The organism is Micromonospora sp. MW-13 (assembly GCF_003434305.1).
Classification (GTDB): domain Bacteria; phylum Actinomycetota; class Actinomycetes; order Mycobacteriales; family Micromonosporaceae; genus Micromonospora.
The window spans coordinates 38,301-56,433 of record NZ_QKKX01000032.1 but is presented as its reverse complement, the minus strand read 5'-3'; the positions used below and the strand labels follow the sequence as shown (position 1 = coordinate 56,433).

The 18,133-nt window shown below is 77.3% G+C and carries 9 protein-coding genes; all 9 read left to right on the top strand.

Going from position 1 to position 18,133, the window contains the following annotated elements; genetic code table 11:
* Positions 1 to 432: 432 nt before the first annotated feature.
* Genes C5N14_RS17230 through C5N14_RS17190 form a run of 9 tightly spaced genes read left to right on the top strand, consistent with a single transcriptional unit; the run spans position 433 to position 18,120 of the window.
* Entirely contained in the window at positions 433 to 3,771 is a 3,339-nt protein-coding gene (locus C5N14_RS17230) for a non-ribosomal peptide synthetase (protein ID WP_117669122.1), read from the top strand.
* On the top strand, positions 3,768 to 4,871 hold the full coding sequence (locus tag C5N14_RS17225; protein ID WP_117669121.1) for a TauD/TfdA family dioxygenase: 1,104 nt from the start codon (positions 3,768 to 3,770) through the stop codon (positions 4,869 to 4,871). Before C5N14_RS17230 ends, C5N14_RS17225 begins: the two co-directional genes overlap by 4 nt.
* A complete protein-coding gene (locus C5N14_RS17220) occupies positions 4,868 to 5,887 on the top strand; it encodes a TauD/TfdA family dioxygenase (RefSeq protein ID WP_117669120.1) in 1,020 nt (339 codons plus the stop codon). Before C5N14_RS17225 ends, C5N14_RS17220 begins: the two co-directional genes overlap by 4 nt.
* A complete protein-coding gene (locus C5N14_RS17215; RefSeq protein ID WP_165878141.1) occupies positions 5,884 to 11,223 on the top strand; it encodes a non-ribosomal peptide synthetase in 5,340 nt (1,779 codons plus the stop codon). The genes C5N14_RS17220 and C5N14_RS17215 overlap by 4 nt, the downstream gene beginning before the upstream one ends.
* A complete protein-coding gene (locus tag C5N14_RS17210) occupies positions 11,216 to 11,971 on the top strand; it encodes a thioesterase II family protein (RefSeq protein WP_117669118.1) in 756 nt (251 codons plus the stop codon). Before C5N14_RS17215 ends, C5N14_RS17210 begins: the two co-directional genes overlap by 8 nt.
* The gene (locus C5N14_RS17205) at positions 11,968 to 12,669 is read left to right on the top strand and encodes a thioesterase II family protein (RefSeq protein WP_117669117.1); all 702 of its coding nucleotides are present in this window, start codon (positions 11,968 to 11,970) and stop codon (positions 12,667 to 12,669) included. Before C5N14_RS17210 ends, C5N14_RS17205 begins: the two co-directional genes overlap by 4 nt.
* Positions 12,666 to 13,532 carry an SDR family oxidoreductase gene (locus C5N14_RS17200; RefSeq protein ID WP_117669116.1) on the top strand — a complete coding sequence of 289 codons (867 nt, stop codon included), beginning with the start codon at positions 12,666 to 12,668 and terminating at the stop codon, positions 13,530 to 13,532. Before C5N14_RS17205 ends, C5N14_RS17200 begins: the two co-directional genes overlap by 4 nt.
* The gene (locus C5N14_RS17195; protein ID WP_117669115.1) at positions 13,529 to 16,318 is read left to right on the top strand and encodes a non-ribosomal peptide synthetase; all 2,790 of its coding nucleotides are present in this window, start codon (positions 13,529 to 13,531) and stop codon (positions 16,316 to 16,318) included. Before C5N14_RS17200 ends, C5N14_RS17195 begins: the two co-directional genes overlap by 4 nt.
* The gene (locus tag C5N14_RS17190; protein ID WP_117669114.1) at positions 16,315 to 18,120 is read left to right on the top strand and encodes a condensation domain-containing protein; all 1,806 of its coding nucleotides are present in this window, start codon (positions 16,315 to 16,317) and stop codon (positions 18,118 to 18,120) included. Before C5N14_RS17195 ends, C5N14_RS17190 begins: the two co-directional genes overlap by 4 nt.
* Positions 18,121 to 18,133: the final 13 nt, after the last annotated feature.

Genomic DNA, 18,133 nt, shown 5'->3' with positions numbered 1-18,133 from the left:
GTATGCCTCCCGCAGTGCCTCCCCGCAGGTCGTCGGCCCTGGGGGCGTCGCCGCCCGGTGTGATTGCGGTCCCAGGGCCGATGGCGTCTTCCCGACAGGACCGGACCGGCCGGCGACGGGCGGGAGGCCGTGCGGGCGGGCATCGGCGCTGGTGGACGCGTCGGGGGCGACCGGCGGCCCGAGCGCGCGGCTGAGCACGCTCGTTCCGGGTTTCGCCACCACCGTCCCGTATTTCGGGAGGGCTCTTGGCAGTGCCGTCGATGCTCGTGGAATCTCTCAGCGGAGAGCGATCGATTGATCGCTTTAGGTAGCAGAGCGTGAAGGGCTCGAGGCGCTGACCTGCCGAGGGGTCATCCGGAGCACACGTACCGTCACGATCCTTGGGGGGCGTTCGGTGTCTGGCTGCATGCGTACGACGAATCGCGGGCGGGAGTGACCACCTCCGTCCGGCCCACCGGACCGGTCCGTCGGTCCACCACCCCCCGCGCCTCCGGCACTCCGGTCATCGTCGACTGCCTGCACCGGATGGTCGAGTCCCAGGTGGAACGGACCCCCGACGCGGAGGCGGTGCGCCACGGCGACCGCTCGCTGACCTACCGTCAACTGGACGAGGCGGCCAACCGGCTGGCCCGGGCCCTGCTCGCCCGCGGCGTCGCCGGGCAGGACCGGGTCGGGGTCTGCCTCACCCGCGACGTCGACCTGGTCGTCGCGCTGCTCGCCGTGCTCAAGGCCGGCGCGGCGTACGTCCCGCTCGACCCGGCGTACCCGCCGGCCCGGGTGGCGTTCATGACCGAGGACTCCGGCGCCCGGGTGGTGCTCACCCGCTCCGGCCTCGCCGACCGGTTCGGCGACGCGGCGCTGCCGCTGGACGCCATCGACCTCGCCGACCAGCCCGCCGGCCGCCCCGACGCCGCGGCCGACCCGTCCGACCTGGCCTACGTGATCTACACCTCCGGCTCCACCGGCCGCCCCAAGGGCGTGGCCGTCGAGCACCGCTCCGCGTCGGTGCTCATGCACTGGGCCCGGTCCGCCTTCGCCGACGAGGAACTCGGCGGCATGCTCGCCGCCACCAGCGTCTGCTTCGACCTGTCGATCTTCGAGATCTTCGGGCCGCTCTGCTGGGGCGGGCGGGTCGTGCTGGTCGACACCGTCCTCGCGCTCGCCGCGCCGGACGCCGCCCGGCTGCCGGTCACCCTGGTCAACACCGTCCCGTCGGCGATGAGCGAACTGCTCGCCGCCGACGCCCTGCCGGCCGGCGTGCGCACCGTCTGCCTGGCCGGCGAGCCGCTGACCGCCGCCCTCGCCGCCCGGGTCCTGGCCCGCCCCGGGGTACGCCGGCTGCTCAACCTGTACGGCCCGTCCGAGGACACCACCTACTCGACCTGGGCGGAGATCACCGCCGACGGGACAGCGCCGCCGATCGGCCGGCCGCTGCCGCACACCCGGACGTACGTGCTCGACGCCGGCGGCGTGCCCGTGCCGTCCGGCGCCCCCGGCGAGTTGTACCTGGCCGGCGCCGGCCTGGCCCGGGGCTACCTCGGCCGCCCCGAGGAGACCGCGGCCCGCTTCCTCGACGACCCGTTCCGCCCGGGCGACCGGATGTACCGCACCGGGGACCGGGTGCGGCTGCGCCCCGACGGGCAACTGGAGTTCCTCGGCCGCCTCGACGACCAGGTGAAGCTGCGCGGGCACCGGATCGAGCTGGGCGAGGTCGGCGCGGCCCTCGCCGCCCTGCCCGGCGTACGCGAGGCCGCCGCCGCGGTGCGCACCGGGCCGAGCGGCGACCCGGTGCTGGTCGGCTACCTGGTCGGCCGGCGCCGCGACGACGTGCCGGCCCGGCTGCGCGAGCGGCTGCCCGCCCCCATGGTGCCGACCGCGGTGGTCTGGCTGGACCGGATGCCCACCACGCCGAGCGGCAAGACCGACCGGGCGGCGCTGCCCGCGCCGGCCTGGGCCGATCCCGACGTGGCCCCGCCCTCTCCCGGCCGCGATCCCGCCGGTGCCCGGACCGGCGAGGTGGCCGCCGTGTGGCGCGACGTGCTCGGCGTGCCGGTCACCGGGTCGGCCGCCGACTTCTTCGACCTGGGCGGCGACTCCCTGCTGGCGGTGCGGTGCGCGGCCCGGCTCACCGCCGTCACCGGCGTGCCGGTGCCGCCGGCCGCGCTCTTCGACCACCCCACGGTGGCCGCCCTCGCCGCCCATCTCGCGGCCCGGCCGCCGGCCTCCCGCCGCCCCGCCGACGCGGGGGAGCGGCCGGTGTCCACGAGGGCCCGGCCGGCGGGGGACGGACCGGCGACCGGCCCCACCACAGCCGCCGGCCGGGCCGCCGCCGGATCGGCCGCCGCCGCCGGGGACGGGCCGGCCGCCGGGCCGACGGGGGACACGGACGCCCCGCTGTCGGCGGCGCAGCGCCGGCTGTGGTTCCTGCACCAGCTCGACCCCACCGACACCTCGTACCTGGTGTCCTACGTGGTCGAGCTGCGCGGGCCCGTCGACCGGGCGGCGCTGGCCCGGGCCCTGCGCCGGGTGGTCGCCCGGCACCCCGCGCTGCGTACCGTCTTCCCCGGCTCCGCCGCCGGCCCGGTCCAGCGGGTGCACGACGACCCGCAGGTGGAGCTGGTCATCGAGGTGCCCCAGCCGGGCATGCCGCTGGCCGAGCGGGTCGCCCGGATCGCCGCGACCAGCGCCCGCATCCCGATGGACCTGGCCGCCGGGCCGCTGCTGCGCGCCCACCTGGTCGGCGACGGGCGGCGGCGCTTCGCGCTGCTGCTGGTCGCCCACCACATCGTCTGCGACGACTGGTCGTTCAGCGTCCTGGTCCGTGACCTCGGCCGCTGCTACGACAGCGAGCGCGAGGCGGCCGTGCGGGTCACCCGGCCCCGGCCCCCGTGGCCGGCCCACCCCGCGCCCGGCCCGGCCGGCTTCGCGCTGGCCCAGCGGGACTGGCTGGCCGGTCCGGCCGGCCGCCGGGCCCTCGACGAGGTCGTCGCCGGGCTGCGCGGCGCGCCCACCCTGCTCGCCCTCGCGGCCGGCCCGGCCACCCCCGACGCCGGGCAGCCGACCGCAGGGCGGGGCGCGGGGGCCCTGGACCGGCCCGACGGCGCCAGCCTGCGCGTCCCGGTCGACCCCGCCACCGCCGACGCCGTCCGGCGGCTCGCCCGGGCGCACCGGGCCAGCCTCTACATGGTCGGCCTGGCCGCCTTCGCCACCCTGCTCGGCGTGGGGACCGGGCGCACCGACCTGCTCGTCGGCACCGCCTTCGCCGGCCGGACCAGCGTGCCGGCCGAGGAGAGCATCGGCTGCTTCGTCAACACCATGCCGTTGCGGCTGCGCCCCGCGCCGGGCCGGTCCTTCGCCGACCTGCTCGCCGAGGCCCGCGACGCCGCCCTGGCCGCCGCCGCCCGCCAGGACGTGCCGTTCGACGCCGTGGTGGAACGGCTGCGCCCGGCCCGCCACCCGCGCCGCAACCCCCTCGTCCAGGTCGCCTTCGGCGTGCAGAACGCCCCGGCGGCGACCTGGACCGGATCCTGGGGGCTGGACTTCGCCGGCGTGGAACTCGCGCCGGACGCCGCCCGGCTGGACCTGACCCTCTGGCTGGACGAGCGGCGGGGCGGCCTGGAAGCGCTCTGGACCTACCGCACCGACCTGTTCGACGGCGGGCGCGTCACCGCGTGGCACCGCCGCTTCACCGAGGTGCTGCGCCGGGCGGCCACCGACCCGCAGCGCCGCCTCGCCGAGTGTGTCGACGACCCCTGGGGGAACGAGAGATGACTGAGCAGCTCCGGTCGGCGCCGGTGATCCCGCGCCGCAACCGGGAACGAGCCCTGGTCGACGTGCGTCCCGACTGGCCCGGCGGCCCGCTGCCGGTCCTCGTCCAGGCCAACCTGCCCGACCTGGACCTGGCGACCTGGCTGGCCGACAACCGGGCCACCGTCGACGAGCTGGCCCGCCGGCACGCCGCCGTGCTGTTGCGGGGCTTCGCCGTGGCCGACGCCGCCGACTTCCGCGCCGCGATGGCCGCCCTCTCCGGCGACGTGCTCAGCTACGGCGAACGCTCCTCGCCGCGCAGCGAGGTGACCGAGGGCGTCTACACCTCCACCGAGCACCCCGCCGACCAGCCGATCGTGCTGCACAACGAGCAGTCGTACACGCTGAACTGGCCGCTGCGGATCGTGTTCTTCTGCGAGACCGAGCCGGCCGCGGGCGGGCGCACCCCGCTGGCGGACAGCCGGCGGGTGCTGGCCCGGCTGCGCCCGGCCACCGTCGCCGAGTTCGAGCGCCGGGGCGGGGTCAGCTACCAGCGCAACTACCTGCCCGGGATCAGCCTGTCCTGGCAGACCGCGTTCCAGACCGACAGCCGCGCCGAGGTCGAGGCGTACTGCGCCCGGTCGGCGATCGAGGTGCGGTGGGTCGGCGACGAGCAGCTACGCACCCGGCAGGTCCGCCCGGCGGTGCGCGAGCACCCGGTCACCGGGGAGCGCACCTGGTTCAACCACGCGTTGTTCTTCCACGTCACCTCGCTGCCCGAGGAGGTCAGCGCCGGGCTGCGCCGGGCGCTGGCCGAGGAGGACCTGCCGTACCAGACCGCGTACGGCGACGGCACCCCGATCGGCGACGACGTGCTCGCCGAGCTGCGCGCCGCCTACGCGGCGGAGACCCGGTCGTTCCCGTGGCGGCGCGGGGACGTGCTGCTGGTGGAGAACATGCTCGCCGCGCACGGCCGGGAGCCGTTCACGCCGCCCCGGCGGATCCTCACCGCGATGTCCGACCCGTTCGCCGCCCCCGAGGCCGCGTCGGCCCCCGGGGCCACGTCCGCCCCCGGGGCAGCGTCCGTCCCGGCGGGCGCGGCGCCGACCGGGGACCGGTCGTGAGTGGGCCGGGACCGCGCCGCCGCGGCGCGACCTCCGCAGCCACCGCGCCGGTCACCCGCCGGGTGCTGGTCGACGACACGTTCGTGCTGCTGGTCGAGGCCACCGTTCCGGACCTCGACCTCGCCGGCTGGCTCGCCGGTCGCCGCGACGAGCTGCTGCGCGACCTCGACTCGTACGGCGCGGTCTTCTTCCGTGGCTTCGAGGTGGGCACCGCCGACGACTTCAGCCGCGCCGCCCGCGCCGTCACCCCGGACCTGCTCGGCTACCTGGAGCGGGCCGCCCCCCGCCACGAGGTCGCCGACCGGGTGTTCACCTCCACCGAGTTCAACGCCGAGCAGTGGATCCCGCTGCACCACGAGATGTCGTACTCGCACAACTGGCCCACCCACCTGTACTTCTGGTGTGCCCAGCCGGCCACCGGTGACGGCGGGGCCACCCCGCTGGCCAGCGAGCGGGTGGTGACCCCCCGGATCCCGGCGCAGGTGCGCGAGCGGTTCGGCCGCGACGGCCTGTGCTACGTGCGCAACTACGGCCCGCACCTGGACCTGCCCTGGCAGGAGGCGTTCCAGACCACCGACCGGGCCGAGGTCGAGGCGTACTGCGCCGCGTCGGCGACCGAGTTCACCTGGCTCGGCGACGACGGGCTGCGCACCCGAGCCCGCCGGCAGGCCACCGCCACCCACCCGCGCACCGGCGAGACGGTGTGGTTCAACCACGCCCACCTGTTCCACTCCTCGAACCTGCCGGCCGAGGTCGCCGCCGCCCTGCTGCGCGAGTACGGCCCGGAGGGGCTGCCCCGCAACGCGTACCACGGCGACGGCAGCCCGATCGACGACGAGGTGGTCGCCGGCATCCGCGACCTGTACCGCGAGCACGCCGTCTCCGTCCCGTGGCAGCGCGGCGACGTCCTGGTGGTGGACAACTTCCTCGCCACCCACGGCCGGGAGCCCTTCTCCGGCGACCGGCAGATCCTGGTCGCCATGTCCGACCTCTACGTCAACCGGAGCGTGGTGTGAACGGTTACCGACTCTCCCCGGTCCAGCGGCTCGCCTACACCGGCGCGCGGGAGCTGGTCCGGGCCCGGGTCCGCCTGGACCGGCCGCTGGACGCCGCGCGCCTACAGGCCGCCGTGGACGCGGTGGTCGCCCGGCACGAGGCGCTGCGGCTGACCCTGGTGCACCACCCCGGCCTGCGGGTGCCGTTGCAGGACGTCGACGACGCCCGGTCGGTCACCGTCGGCGCGGCCGGCGAGCTGTCGGTGACCCTCACCGACGACACCCTTGAGCTGGCAGCCACCCCGCTGCTCGCCGACCCGGCGAGCCTGCGGCTGGTGCTGGCCGACCTGGCCGCCGCGTACGCCGGGCAGCCCCGCGCCGACGACCCGGACGGGTTGCAGTTCCTCGACGTCTCCGAGTGGCAGCTCGGCGAACGCCAGGAGGCGCAGCCCTCGGCGCCGCCCGCCGCGCCGGCCGCCCGGCTGGTCGCCCCGCACGGCGACGCCGACGACGGGCCGACGGAGACGGATGTGCCGCTCGCCCCGCTGGCCGCCGCCGCCGAGGCCGCCGGGGTGGGGGTGCCCAGCCTGCTGCTCGCCGCGTGGGCGCTGACCCTGTCCCGCCGGGCCGAGCCGCCCGCCGGGGCCGACGACGCCGAGCTGGTGCTCGCCCGGTGGACCGACGGCCGGCACGCCGACGGGACCGCCGCCGTGGTCGGGCCGCTGGGCGGCTACGCGCCGGTCCGGCTCGGCCTGCCCCTGCCGGCCGCGCCCAAGCAGCTCCTCGACGAGGTACGCGGCGCGGAGCGCCCGGCCGAGGAGACGTTCCACCTGCTGGAGCCGATCGGCGTCGACTCCGACGCGGTGGCCTGCTTCGCCGCCGTGCCGGCCGTTGACCCGTCGACCCTGGCCGGCCTCGGCGCCACCGCCGTGGACGTCGCCGTCCCACCGCCGCCCGCCGGCCCGCACCTGACCGCCGTGTGCGGCCCGGACGCGGTGACCCTGCGGGTGACCGGCGGCCGGGCGCTGCGCGACGGGCTGCTCGCCGTCCTCGGCACGCTGCCCGGGGCGCTGACCGACGGCGCCCCGCTGGCCCTGCTCGGCGCGGCCGAGGCGGGCTGGCTGGTCGAGGCCGCCGGCAGCGCGTCCGACGCGCCCACCCGCACCCTCGCCGAGCTGCTCGACGACGGGCTCGCCGCCGCCGACCCGGACGCCGAGGCGGTGGTCGCCGCCGACGGGGCGTACACCTTCGGGGAGCTGCGCGAACTGTCCGCCGGGGTCGCCGCCGGCCTGGTCGAGCGCGGCCTGCACGGCGGCCGGCGGGTCGGCGTGCTGGCCACCCGGTCCCGGGACACCGTGGTCGCGTTCCTCGGCGTGCTGCGGGCCGGCGCGGTGTACGTGCCGCTGGACCCGGCCGCCCCGGCGCGGCGGCTCGCCGGCCTGGTCCGCGCGGTCGACGCCGGCCTCGTGCTCGGCGACCGGGCCGTCGGGGACGTGCCGGCCGTGGGCGTCGCCGAGCTGGCGGCCACCGCCGCCACCGCCGCCGTGCCCGCCCCCCGGCCGGCCGACCCCGCGTACGTCATCTTCACCTCCGGCTCCACCGGGGCCCCGCGCCCGGTGCAGGTCTCGCACGGCGCCGCCGCCCACCTGGCGCACGCCCTGGAACGCACCGTGCACGCCGGCACCCCGGCCGGGGCGCGGGTCGCGGTGAACGCCCCGCTGACCTTCGACGCCTCGATCAAGCAGCTCGTCCAGCTCGGCCACGGCCGAACCCTGTACCTGGTGCCGGAGGAGGCCCGCCGCGACGGCGCCGAGCTGGCCGCCGTGCTCGCGGAGAACCGGGTCGACGTGCTCGACCTGACCCCGTCGCAGCTTCGCATCCTGCTCGCCGCCGACGGGGTGGCCACCGGCCGGACCCGGCTGCCGGGGCTGCTGCTGCTCGGCGGCGAGGCGATCGCACCCGACCTGTGGGACGCCCTCGCCGGGCTGCCCGGGGTGCGCGCGGTCAACCTGTACGGCCCGACCGAGTGCACCGTGGACGCCACCGCCGCCGAGATCACCACCGGCGTCGCGCCGACCATCGGCCGGCCGCTGCCCGGGGTGGGGGCGTGGGTGCTCGACGGGCAGCTCCGCCCGGTGCCGCCCGGGGTGGCCGGCGAGCTGTGCCTCACCGGCCCCCAGCTCGCCGACGGCTACCTCGGCGACCCGGAGGCCACCACCCGCCGGTTCGGCACGGTGCCCCTGCCGTCGGGTCGCGCCGAGCGGGTCTACCGCACCGGCGACCGGGTGCGCTTCGACGCCGACGGGCGGCTGGCGTACCTGGGCCGGCTCGACGACCAGGTCAAGGTCAACGGTTTCCGGATCGAACCGGGGGAGGTCGCCGCCGCACTGCGCCGGCACCCCGGGGTCGCCGACGCCGCCGTGGTGGCCCGCGACGACGACGGGCACGGCGCCCGGCTGGTCGGCTACGTCACCCCGGCCGACGCGGGCGCGACGGTCGACGTGGACCGGGTCGTCGGGATCAACCCGCACGAGACCCGCTACCTGTACGACGAGATCTTCGTCCAGCAGGTGTACCTGCGCGACGGGGTGGTGCTGCGCCACGGCGCCACGGTCTTCGACGTCGGCGCGAACATCGGCATGTTCTCCCTGTTCGTGCACGCCGTCTGCCCGGACGCCACCATCCACGCGTTCGAGCCGGTGCCGTCGGTGGCCGACGCGCTGCGCCGCAACGTGGCCGCCTTCGGCGTCCCGGCCAGCGTGCACCCGTACGGGCTCGCCGCCGGCCCCGGGCAGGTGAGCTTCACCTACTACCCGGGCTACGCCATGATGTCCGGCCACGCCGAGTACGCCGACCCGGACGCCGAGCGGGCCGTCATCAAGCGGTTCCTGACCAACGAGCGGGACCGGGGCGAGGCCGACCGGGACGCCCTGCTCGACCGGGTCGACGAGCTGCTCCAGGAGCGGTTCGCCGGGGACACGCTGACGGTGGACGTCCGGCCGCTGTCCGACGTGATCGACGAGGTGGCCCCCGAGCGCATCGACCTGCTGAAGATCGACGTGCAGCGGGCCGAGGCGGACGTGCTCGCCGGCCTGCACGAGCGGCACTGGCCGCTGGTCGCCCAGGTCGCGATGGAGGTGCACGACGGCGTCGGCACCGCCACCGAGGGCCGCCTCGACGAGCTGATCGCCTTCTTCGAGGAGCGCGGCTTCGACGTGGTCACCCGCCAGGACGACCTGCTCGTCGGCACCGACCGGTACACCCTGCACGCCGTGCGTCCCGAGTACGCCGACGACCCCCGCCCGGTGGTCACCGCCCCCGAACCGGCCGGCGGCGAGCCGCTGGCGGACCGGCTCGCCGGGTGGCTGGCCGACCGGCTGCCGGCGCACCTGGTCCCGGCCGCCGTGGTGGTCCTCGACGCGCTGCCGCTGACCGGCAACGGCAAGCTCGACCGGGCAGCCCTACCGGCCCCCGAGCCGGGCCGCCGGCCCACCGGCCCGCAGGTGGCCCCCGCCAACCGGGCCGAGGAGATCCTCGTCGAGGCGTGGCGGGAGGTGCTCGGCGTGCCGACGGTCGGGGTGACCGAGAGCTTCTTCGCCCTCGGCGGCGACTCGATCCGCAGCATCCAGATGCAGGTCGCGGCCAACCGGCGGGGCCTGTCGTTCCGGCTGCGGGACATCTTCGTCCACCAGTCGATCCGGGAGTTGGTCACGCACGGCGAGATCAGCCTCGCCGACCCGGACGCCGGGGCGGCCGACGCCGCCGGCCAGCCCGCCCGGGAGCAGCCCGACACCGGCGCGTTCGCGCTGCTGGCCGCCGCCGACCGGGACCGGCTGCCGGCCGGGGTGGTCGACGCGTACCCGATGACGGCGCTGCAACAGGGCATGCTCTACCACTGCGAGCTGACCGGCGACCCGGCGACGTACCACAACGTCACCGCGCACCGGGTCGACGCGCCGCTCGACGCCGACGCGCTGCGGGCCGCGTTCGCCGCCCTGGTGGCCGCGCACCCGGTGCTGCGCACCGGCTTCGCCCCCGGCGGGTACGCCGAGCCGCTGCAACTGGTGCACGCCGACGTGCCGGTCGAGGTGCCGGTGCACGACCTGGCCGGGGCCGACGAGGAGACCCGGCGGGCCCGAATCGACGCCCTGGTCGAGGCCGAGCGGACCCGCCCGTTCGACGTGGCCCGCCCGCCGCTGGTCCGGCTGTACGCCCTCGACGAGGGCGCCGACGGGTTCACCCTGGTCGTCGCCGAGCACCACGCCGTCCTCGACGGCTGGAGCCTGGAGGCGTTCGTCCGCGCCCTGCTGGCCGACCACGAGCGTCGCCGCGCCGGCCGGTCCGCGCCGGCCCCGGCGGCGTTGCCGTTCCGCGCCTACGTGGCCGCCGAGCGGGCCGCCCTCGCCGACCCGGCCGCCCGCCGGTACTGGCTGGACGGCGCCGGGTCGGCACCGCCGCTGCTGCTCGGCGGCCCGGCCCCTCGGATCACCGTCACCCGGCGGGTGCCGCTGGAGGCGGCCGTCACCGACCGGGTCACCGGGGCCGCCCGCGCGGCCGGGGTGCCGGTGAAGGCGTACCTGCTGGCGGTGCACCTGCGGGCGCTCGGCGAGACGACCGGCCGGGACGAGGTGGTCTCCGGCCTGGTGGTCGGCGGCCGGCCCGAGGGCGAGGGCAGCGACGCCACCCTCGGGCTGTTCCTCAACACCCTGCCGGTCACCGCGACCCTGCGCGACCGGCCGCTGGCCGAGCTGGCCGGCGACGCGTGGCACGTCGAGCGGTCCCTGATGGGGCACCACCGGTTCCCGCTCGCCGAGATCGTCCGGGCCGGCGGCACCGGCCCCCGCTTCGACAGCTTCTTCAACTACACCCACTTCCACGCCGCCGCCGACGCCGCCGGCCCCCGGATCGTGGCCAGCCGGGGGATCACCGTCGACGTCGCGTTCAGCCTCGCCGTCGACGTCGAGGTGGCCCCGGACACCGGCCGGCTCGCCCTCACCCTCCAGTACGACGGCCGGCGCTTCGACGACGACTGGGCCGACCGGCTCGCCGGGACGTTCACCCGGCTGCTGGCCGCGGACCCGACCGCGCCGCTGCCGCCGGTCGGGTCGGCCGGGGCGCTGCCCACCGACGCCCGGTCCCGCTGGTCCGCCCGGGTCGCCGGGCTGTGGCGGGAGGTCGTCGGGGTGGCGCCGCGCTCCGACGACACCGGGTTCGTCGCGGCCGGCGGGGACTCGCTGCGCGCCCTGCGGCTGGTCGCCGGGCTGCGGCAGCGCTACGGCAGCGACCTGACCCTGGCCGAGTTCGTCGCCCTGGACGACTTCGGGGCGCTCGTCGACCGGGTGGCCCGGCATGGCTGAGCACACCCCCTGGCTGGTGGTCCGCGCGCCGGTGCCCCGCCCCGCGCTGCGGCTGTTCTGCCTGCCGTACGCGGGCGGCAACGCGGGGGCGTTCGAGACCTGGCGGGCCGGGCTGCCCCGGTCCGTCGAGGTCAACGCCGTGCAGTACCCGGGCCGGCGGGAACGGGCCGACGAGCCCGCGCCCCGCCGGATGACCCCGCTGGTGCAGGCCCTGGAGGCGGCCCTCGCCCCCCACCTGGACCGCCCGTACGCGGTCTACGGCGACTGCCTCGGCGCGTACGTGGCGTTCGAGCTGGTCCGGCGGCTGGTCCGGCGCGGCCACCGCCCCGCCGACCTGCTGGTGGTCTCCTCGGCGGTGCCCCCGCACCTCGCCGGCGTCGAGCCGGACTGGTCCGCCGTGGACGACGCCGCGTTCCTCGCCGAGCTGGTGGCGCTGGGCACCATGCCACCGGCGGTCGCCGGGCACCCGGAGCTGGCCGCGGCGGCGCTGCCGGCGGCTCGCGCCGACTTCGAGCTGGGCCGCAGCTACCGGCTGCGCGACCCGGACCCGGTGGGCGTCCCGGTCACCGCGATCGTCGGCGACGCCGACCCGCACGTGCCGGCGACGCAGGCGGCGGCCTGGGCCGACCTGACCATCGCCGGCTGCACCACGTTGACCGTGCCCGGCGGGCACGACCTGCTCGCCCGGGCAGACGCCGGACTGCTGCGCGCCGTCCGGTCCGCCCTCGTCGGCAAGGAGCCGTCTTGACCCGCACGACACTGCTCTGCTTCCCGTACGCCGGCGCGGGCGCGTCGGTGTACCAACCGTGGCGTCGCCTCGCCCCGCCCGAGCTGGAGGTCGCCCCGGTGTCGCTGCCCGGGCGGGAGAAGCGGTTCGTCGAGGAGCCCTACCGCCGGATGGAGCAGGCCGTCGACGGGCTGCTCGACGAGGTGCTGGAACTGGCCGCCGGGGCGGACCGGGTGGCCCTGTTCGGGCACAGCATGGGCGCGGTCCTGGCGTACGAGATGACCCGCCGGCTGACCGGGGCGGCCGGGGTGACCGTGGCGCACCTGTTCGTCAGCGGCTCGCCCGACCCCTGGTCGGGCCGGGACCGCACCGCCGCCGACCTGCCCGACGCCGAGTTCGTCGCCCGGGTGGAGGAGTTCGCCGGCTACACCCACCCGGCCCTGGAGGACCCGGACATGCGGGAGCTGCTGTTGCCCGGGCTGCGCGCCGACGTGGAGTTGCACGAGACGTACCGGCCGGCGTCCGACAAGCGGATCGAGGTGCCGGTCACCGCGCTGCGCGGCGCCGACGACGCCCTCGTCGCCGACGCGGCGCTGGTCGGCTGGGAGCGGGTCACCTCGGCAGGCTTCGCCACCCGGCGGCTGCCCGGCGGCCACATGTACCTGGCCGACTCCCCGGCTGCCCTGCTCGACCTGGTCGGGCGGGAGCTGGCGCAATGACCGAGGCGCTGACCCGGCCCGCTCCGGTGGTCACCGGCGACCGGCTGGCCGGCAAGACCGCCATCGTCACCGGCGCCGCCCGGGGACTGGGCCGCTCCTGCGCGGTCGCGTTCGCCGCGCAGGGCGCCGACGTGGTCCTCGTCGACCTGGCCGCCGACCTGCCTGGGGTGCCGTACCCGCTCGGCTCGGCCAGCCAGCTCGCGCACACCGCCGACCTGTGCGCCGGGTACGGGGTGGCCGCGTACCCGGTGCGGGCCGACGTGCGGGACTCCGCCGCCGTCCGGGCCGCCGTCGCGCTGTGCCTGGACCGGTTCGGCCGGGTGGACGTGCTGGTCAACAACGCCGGCATCGCCGCGCCGTCGGGCAAGCCGACCCACGAGATCACCGAGGCCGAGTGGCAGCTCATGCTGGACGTCGACCTGTCCGGGCCGTGGCGGATGATCAGCGCGGTCGGCGAGGTGATGTGCCGGCAGCGCGCCGGCAGCATCGTCAACGTCGCCTCCACCGCCGGCCTGGTCGGCTACCGGCACTTCGCCGGCTACGTCGCCGCCAAGCACGGCCTGGTCGGGCTGACCCGGGCCGCCGCGCTCGACTACGCCCCGCTGAAGGTGCGGGTCAACGCGCTGTGCCCCGGCTCGGTCCGCGACGACCCGCACGTGGAGGGCCGGATGCTCGCCGAGATCGCCCGGTCGCTGGAGGTCCCGGTCGCCGAGCACGAGGAGACCTTCGTGCAGGCCCAGCCGATGAACGCGCTGATCGAGCCCGGGTCGGTGGCGCAGGCCGCCCTCTGGCTCGCCTCCGACGAGTCGGCGCAGGTCACCGGCGCCGTCATCACCGTCGACGGGGGGTTCACCGCCCGATGAACGCCCAGCACAGCGCCCAGCACCCAGACCCGGCGCGGCTGTGCCACGCGGCGGCCGTCCGGCTGGCCGCCGACGCCGACCCGGACCGGCTGGCCGACCGGTTCGCCGCCGTCACCCGCCGGCACCGGCTGGCCGCGGGACGGCTGTGGGTCGAGCGGGTCCTGGCGGGACTCGCGGCGACCCGCCGGGACGCCGAGCTGGCCCGGCCCCTGCCGGCCGGCGGCCCCGACCTGCGGGCGGTGCTGCTGCGCCACGACGACGGCGCCGACCTGGTGCTGGTCGCCCGCCGGCCCGCCCTCGGCCGGCACCGCCTCGGCGCCCTGCTCACCGAACTCACCCAGCTCACCGAGCCCACCATCGCCGTGGAGCTGTCGGCGGTAGAGCCGTCGGCCGTGGGGCCGTCGGCCGTGGAGCTGTCGGCCGTGGAGCCGTCGGCCGGCGACGACGCGGGCGACGCAGGGTGGCTGCGCGGCGACCCCGGGGTGGACCGGACCGCCGTGCACGCCGTCGCCGTGCCGGCCGGCACCGACCTGACCGCCCTGGTCGCCGCCGTCGGCGCGGTGCTGGCCCGGTACCGGGGGGTGCGCCGGCCCCGGGTCGGCGCGGTCGTCGGCGAGCGGCTGACCGTCGTCGCGGTACCGGTGGACGGCGGTGCCCGCGACCTGCTCGCCACGGCGGGGCCCGGGTCGCCCTGGCCGGCCCCCGGGATCCAGGCGCCGGCCGGGCTGCTCGACGTCGAGGTGGGCGTGCTCGACGCGGACAGCACCGCCGACGCGTACCGGCCCTGCCTGGCGCCGGTGTGGCCGCTCACCCTGGCGCTGGCCGGCACCACCCTCGCCTGCCACCACCGCACCGCCGCGTGGGCGGCCGACCTGGTCGAGGCGTTCGCCCGCCAGGTCGTCCGGGTCCTCGGGCAGGTCCTCGCCGAGCCGGACCGCCCGCTGGACGACTGCGACCCGCTCGGCGACGCCGAGCGGGCCGCGATCGTCGCCCTGGGCCGGGGTCCCGGTGAGCTGCCCGCCGCGAAGGACACCATCCACGACCGGATCGCCCGGCACGCCGCGACCCACCCGGACGCGCCGGCCGTCTCCTGCGCCGGCGAGCGGCTGACGTACGGCGAACTGGACGACCGCGCCCGCCGGGTGGCCCGGGGCCTCGCGGCGCGCGGGATCGCCCCCGGCGACCTGGTCGGGGTCTGCCTGGACCGCAGCGTCGACCTGATCGCGGTGCTGCTCGGCGTGCTCCGCGCCGGAGCCGCGTACGTGCCGGTCGACCCGGCCTACCCGGTCGACCGGGTCCGCTACACCGTCGAGGACTCCGGCGTCGCCCTGCTGATCGGCGCCGGGGGCGTCGACGCCGCCGGGCTGACCGGCGACGGGCCGCCCGCCGATCGGCTCGGCGACGGGCCACCCGCCGAGGGATCCCGCCCTGCGCAGCCGCCCGTCGGCGGGCCGGACGACCCGGCGTACGTCATCTACACCTCCGGCTCCACCGGCCGGCCCAAGGGCGTGCGGGTCCCGCACCGCAACGTCCTGGCGCTGGTCGACGCCACCGCCGCCGACTTCGGGCTCGGCCAGCACGACACCTGGACGATGTTCCACTCCAGCGCCTTCGACTTCTCCGTCTGGGAGATCTGGGGCTGCCTGCTCACCGGCGGGCACCTGGTCGTCGTCCCACACCTGGTGGTGCGCTCCCCGGGCGAGTTCCACGACCTGCTCGCCGCCGAGCGGGTGACCGTGCTCAACCAGACCCCGTCGGCGTTCGCGCAGCTACTCGACGTCGACCGGCGGGCCGCCGTCCCGCTCGCCGTGCGGCTGGTCGTCTTCGGCGGCGAACCGCTGGACGCCCGGATGCTCACCGGCTGGTACGACCGCCACCCGGAGACCGACTGCCGGGTGGTGAACATGTTCGGCATCACCGAGACCACGGTGCACGTCACCGCGCAGACCCTCGACCGGGGGCTCGCACTGGCCGGCAGCCGGTCGGTGGGCCGGGCCCTGCCCGGCTGGCGGGTGTACGTGCTCGACCCGGCCGGCCGGCTGCTGCCCCCCGGCGCGGCGGGAGAGATCCACGTCGGCGGGGCCGGGGTGGCCGACGGCTACCTGCACCGCCCGGAGCTGACCGCCGAGCGGTTCCGGCCCGACCCGTTCTCCGGCGGGCGGATGTACCGCAGCGGCGACCGGGGCCGGCTGCTGCCCGACGGCCGGCTGGAGCACCTGGGTCGCCTCGACAACCAGGTGAAGGTGCGCGGCTACCGCATCGAGCTGGACGAGATCCGCCAGGTGCTGCTGGACGACCCGGCCGCGCTCGCCGTGGCGGTGGTGGTCGAGACCGGCGCGGAGGCCGCCGACACCCGGCTGCACGCGTACGTGGTGCTCGCCGACGCCGCGGGCTCGGTGGCCGAGCTGCGCCGCCGGGCGGCCCGGCTGCTGCCCGACTACATGGTCCCGGCGACGATCACCGCGCTGCCCGCGCTGCCGCTGACCGCCAACGGCAAGCTCGACGCGGCCCGGCTGCCCGCCCCCGCGATCCCCGCCGCGGACCAGGCCCCCACCCCGGCCGACGACGCGGGGCTGGACGAGCGGATCCGGGTGATCTGGCAGCGGGTACTCGGCGCCGAGGTGGGGCCGGAGGACAACTTCTTCGACCTCGGCGGCAACTCGCTGCTGGCCCTGCGGCTGCTCAACGAGCTGCGCGACCAGGGCCTGGCCGACCTCACCCCCCGCCACCTCTACCTGCACCAGACCGTGCGCGGGCTGGCCGAGGCGATCGGAGCCGCCCGATGACCCCCCACGTGGACACCCTCGCCCGGCTCTGGCCGCAGGTCGACCGGGTGGCCGTCAAGGACGGCTGCGTGTACGTCGTCGCCGAGGACTACCTCGACCCGCTGGTGCTGCGCGGTCAGCTCGCCGCGGAGCTGACCGACGAGGAACTGCCCCGGCACGTCGTCCAGGTCGACTCGCTCGACCCGGCCGACCTGGTCGCCCCCGACGACCGGTACGGGGCGTACCTGCCGCCCCGGGACGACTCCGAGCGGGTGCTGGTGCGCGTCTGGGAGCGGGTGCTCGGGGTGCCGAAGCTCGGCGTCCTCGACGACTTCTACGCCGCGGGCGGGGACTCGCTGGCCGCCGCCGGGCTGGCCGTGGAGGCCCAGCGGGTGTTCGGGGTGGCGGTGTCGCTGGCCGCCGTCCTGCGTCACCCGACCGTGGCCGCCCTCGCCGACGAGATCCGCCGGTCCCGGGCCGCCGCGCCGCTGCCCCGGGCCGCCGCCGGCGTGGCGCACCCGCTGTCGCCGCAGCAGCGGCGGGTGTACCTGGCCCAGTCCCGCGACCCGGCGTCGGTGGCCTACCACCTGCCGCTGGTGCTGCCGCTGCCGGCCGACGTGGACGCCGGCCGGCTGGCCGGGGCGTTCCGGCACGTCATCGCCCGGCACGACGTCCTGCGCACCGCGTTCGGCACCGAGGCGGGCCGGCCGGTGCAGCGGGTGCTGGCGGGGGTGACGTTCGAGCTGCCCGAGGTGGCCGCCCCGGCCGACGCCCCGGTGCCGGTCAGCCCGTTCGACCTGGCCGCCCCGCCGCTGCTGCGCGCCGAGCTGCGGCGTACCCCGGCCGGGCCGGAGCTGGCCCTGGAACTGCACCACATCGTCACCGACGGGCTCTCCCTGGCCCTGCTGCTGGGCGAGGTCGACGCCCGCTACGCCGGCCGGGACCTGCCGCCCGTCCCCGCCCAGTACGCCGACTACGCGGCCTGGGTCGACGGGCGGGAGCCGCCGGGGCGCGACTGGTGGCTGGCCCGGTTCGCCGACCCGCCCGCCCCGCCCCGGCTGCCCACCGACGCCGACCGGCCGGCGGGCGACGGGCCGGCCGCGACCGCCGGCAGCGGGGTCGTCGAGTTCACCGTGGACGCCGCCCGTACCGCCGCGCTGCGCGCCCTGGCCCGGCGCGAGGGGGTGACCCTGTTCCAACTGCTGCTCGCCGTCTACGCGACCTTCCTCGCGGCGGCTACCGGCGATCCGGGCTCCGGCGGCGTGGACGTCACCGTCGGCACCCCGGTCGCCGGGCGGGGCGCGCCGGGCCTGGACGCCGCGATGGGGATGTTCGTCAACACCGTCTGCCTGCGCCACCGGGTCCGCCCCGACACGCCGTTCCGGGAGCTGCTCGACGAGGTGGCCCGGGACGTGGTGGACGCCTTCGCCCACCAGGAGTTCCCGTTCGACAACCTGGTCGAGGCGGTGCTGCCGGTCCGTGACCCGCACCGGCACCCGCTGTTCGACACCCTCTTCGCGATGCAGCACGCCGAGGTGGCCCGGGTCGACTTCCTCGGCCGGCCGGTGGAGCTGGCCATCGCCCCCACCGGGCAGGCCATGTTCGACCTGGACATGCAGGTCTACGAGCGGGCGGACTCGCTGCGCGTGCACTGGGCGTACCACGCCGGGCTGTTCCTGCCGGCGACGGTGCGCGCCTTCGCCGACCTGTACCTGGAACTCCTCGACGCCGTGCTGGCCGACCCGGGCCGACCGGTCGGCGCGCTGACCGGCGCGCGGGCCGCCGCCGTCCCGGCCGTCTCCACCATCGACATCGACCTGTGAGCCGGAGAGCGAG

What these genes read in the sequence shown, in the direction of transcription:
- C5N14_RS17225 (WP_117669121.1), top strand. Translation starts at nt 3,768, where the DNA reads ATGACTGAGCAGCTCCGGTCGGCGCCGGTGATCCCGCGCCGCAACCGG.
- C5N14_RS17210 (WP_117669118.1), top strand. Translation starts at nt 11,216, where the DNA reads ATGGCTGAGCACACCCCCTGGCTGGTGGTCCGCGCGCCGGTGCCCCGC.
- C5N14_RS17200 (WP_117669116.1), top strand. Translation starts at nt 12,666, where the DNA reads ATGACCGAGGCGCTGACCCGGCCCGCTCCGGTGGTCACCGGCGACCGG.
- C5N14_RS17195 (WP_117669115.1), top strand. Translation starts at nt 13,529, where the DNA reads ATGAACGCCCAGCACAGCGCCCAGCACCCAGACCCGGCGCGGCTGTGC.
- C5N14_RS17190 (WP_117669114.1), top strand. Translation starts at nt 16,315, where the DNA reads ATGACCCCCCACGTGGACACCCTCGCCCGGCTCTGGCCGCAGGTCGAC.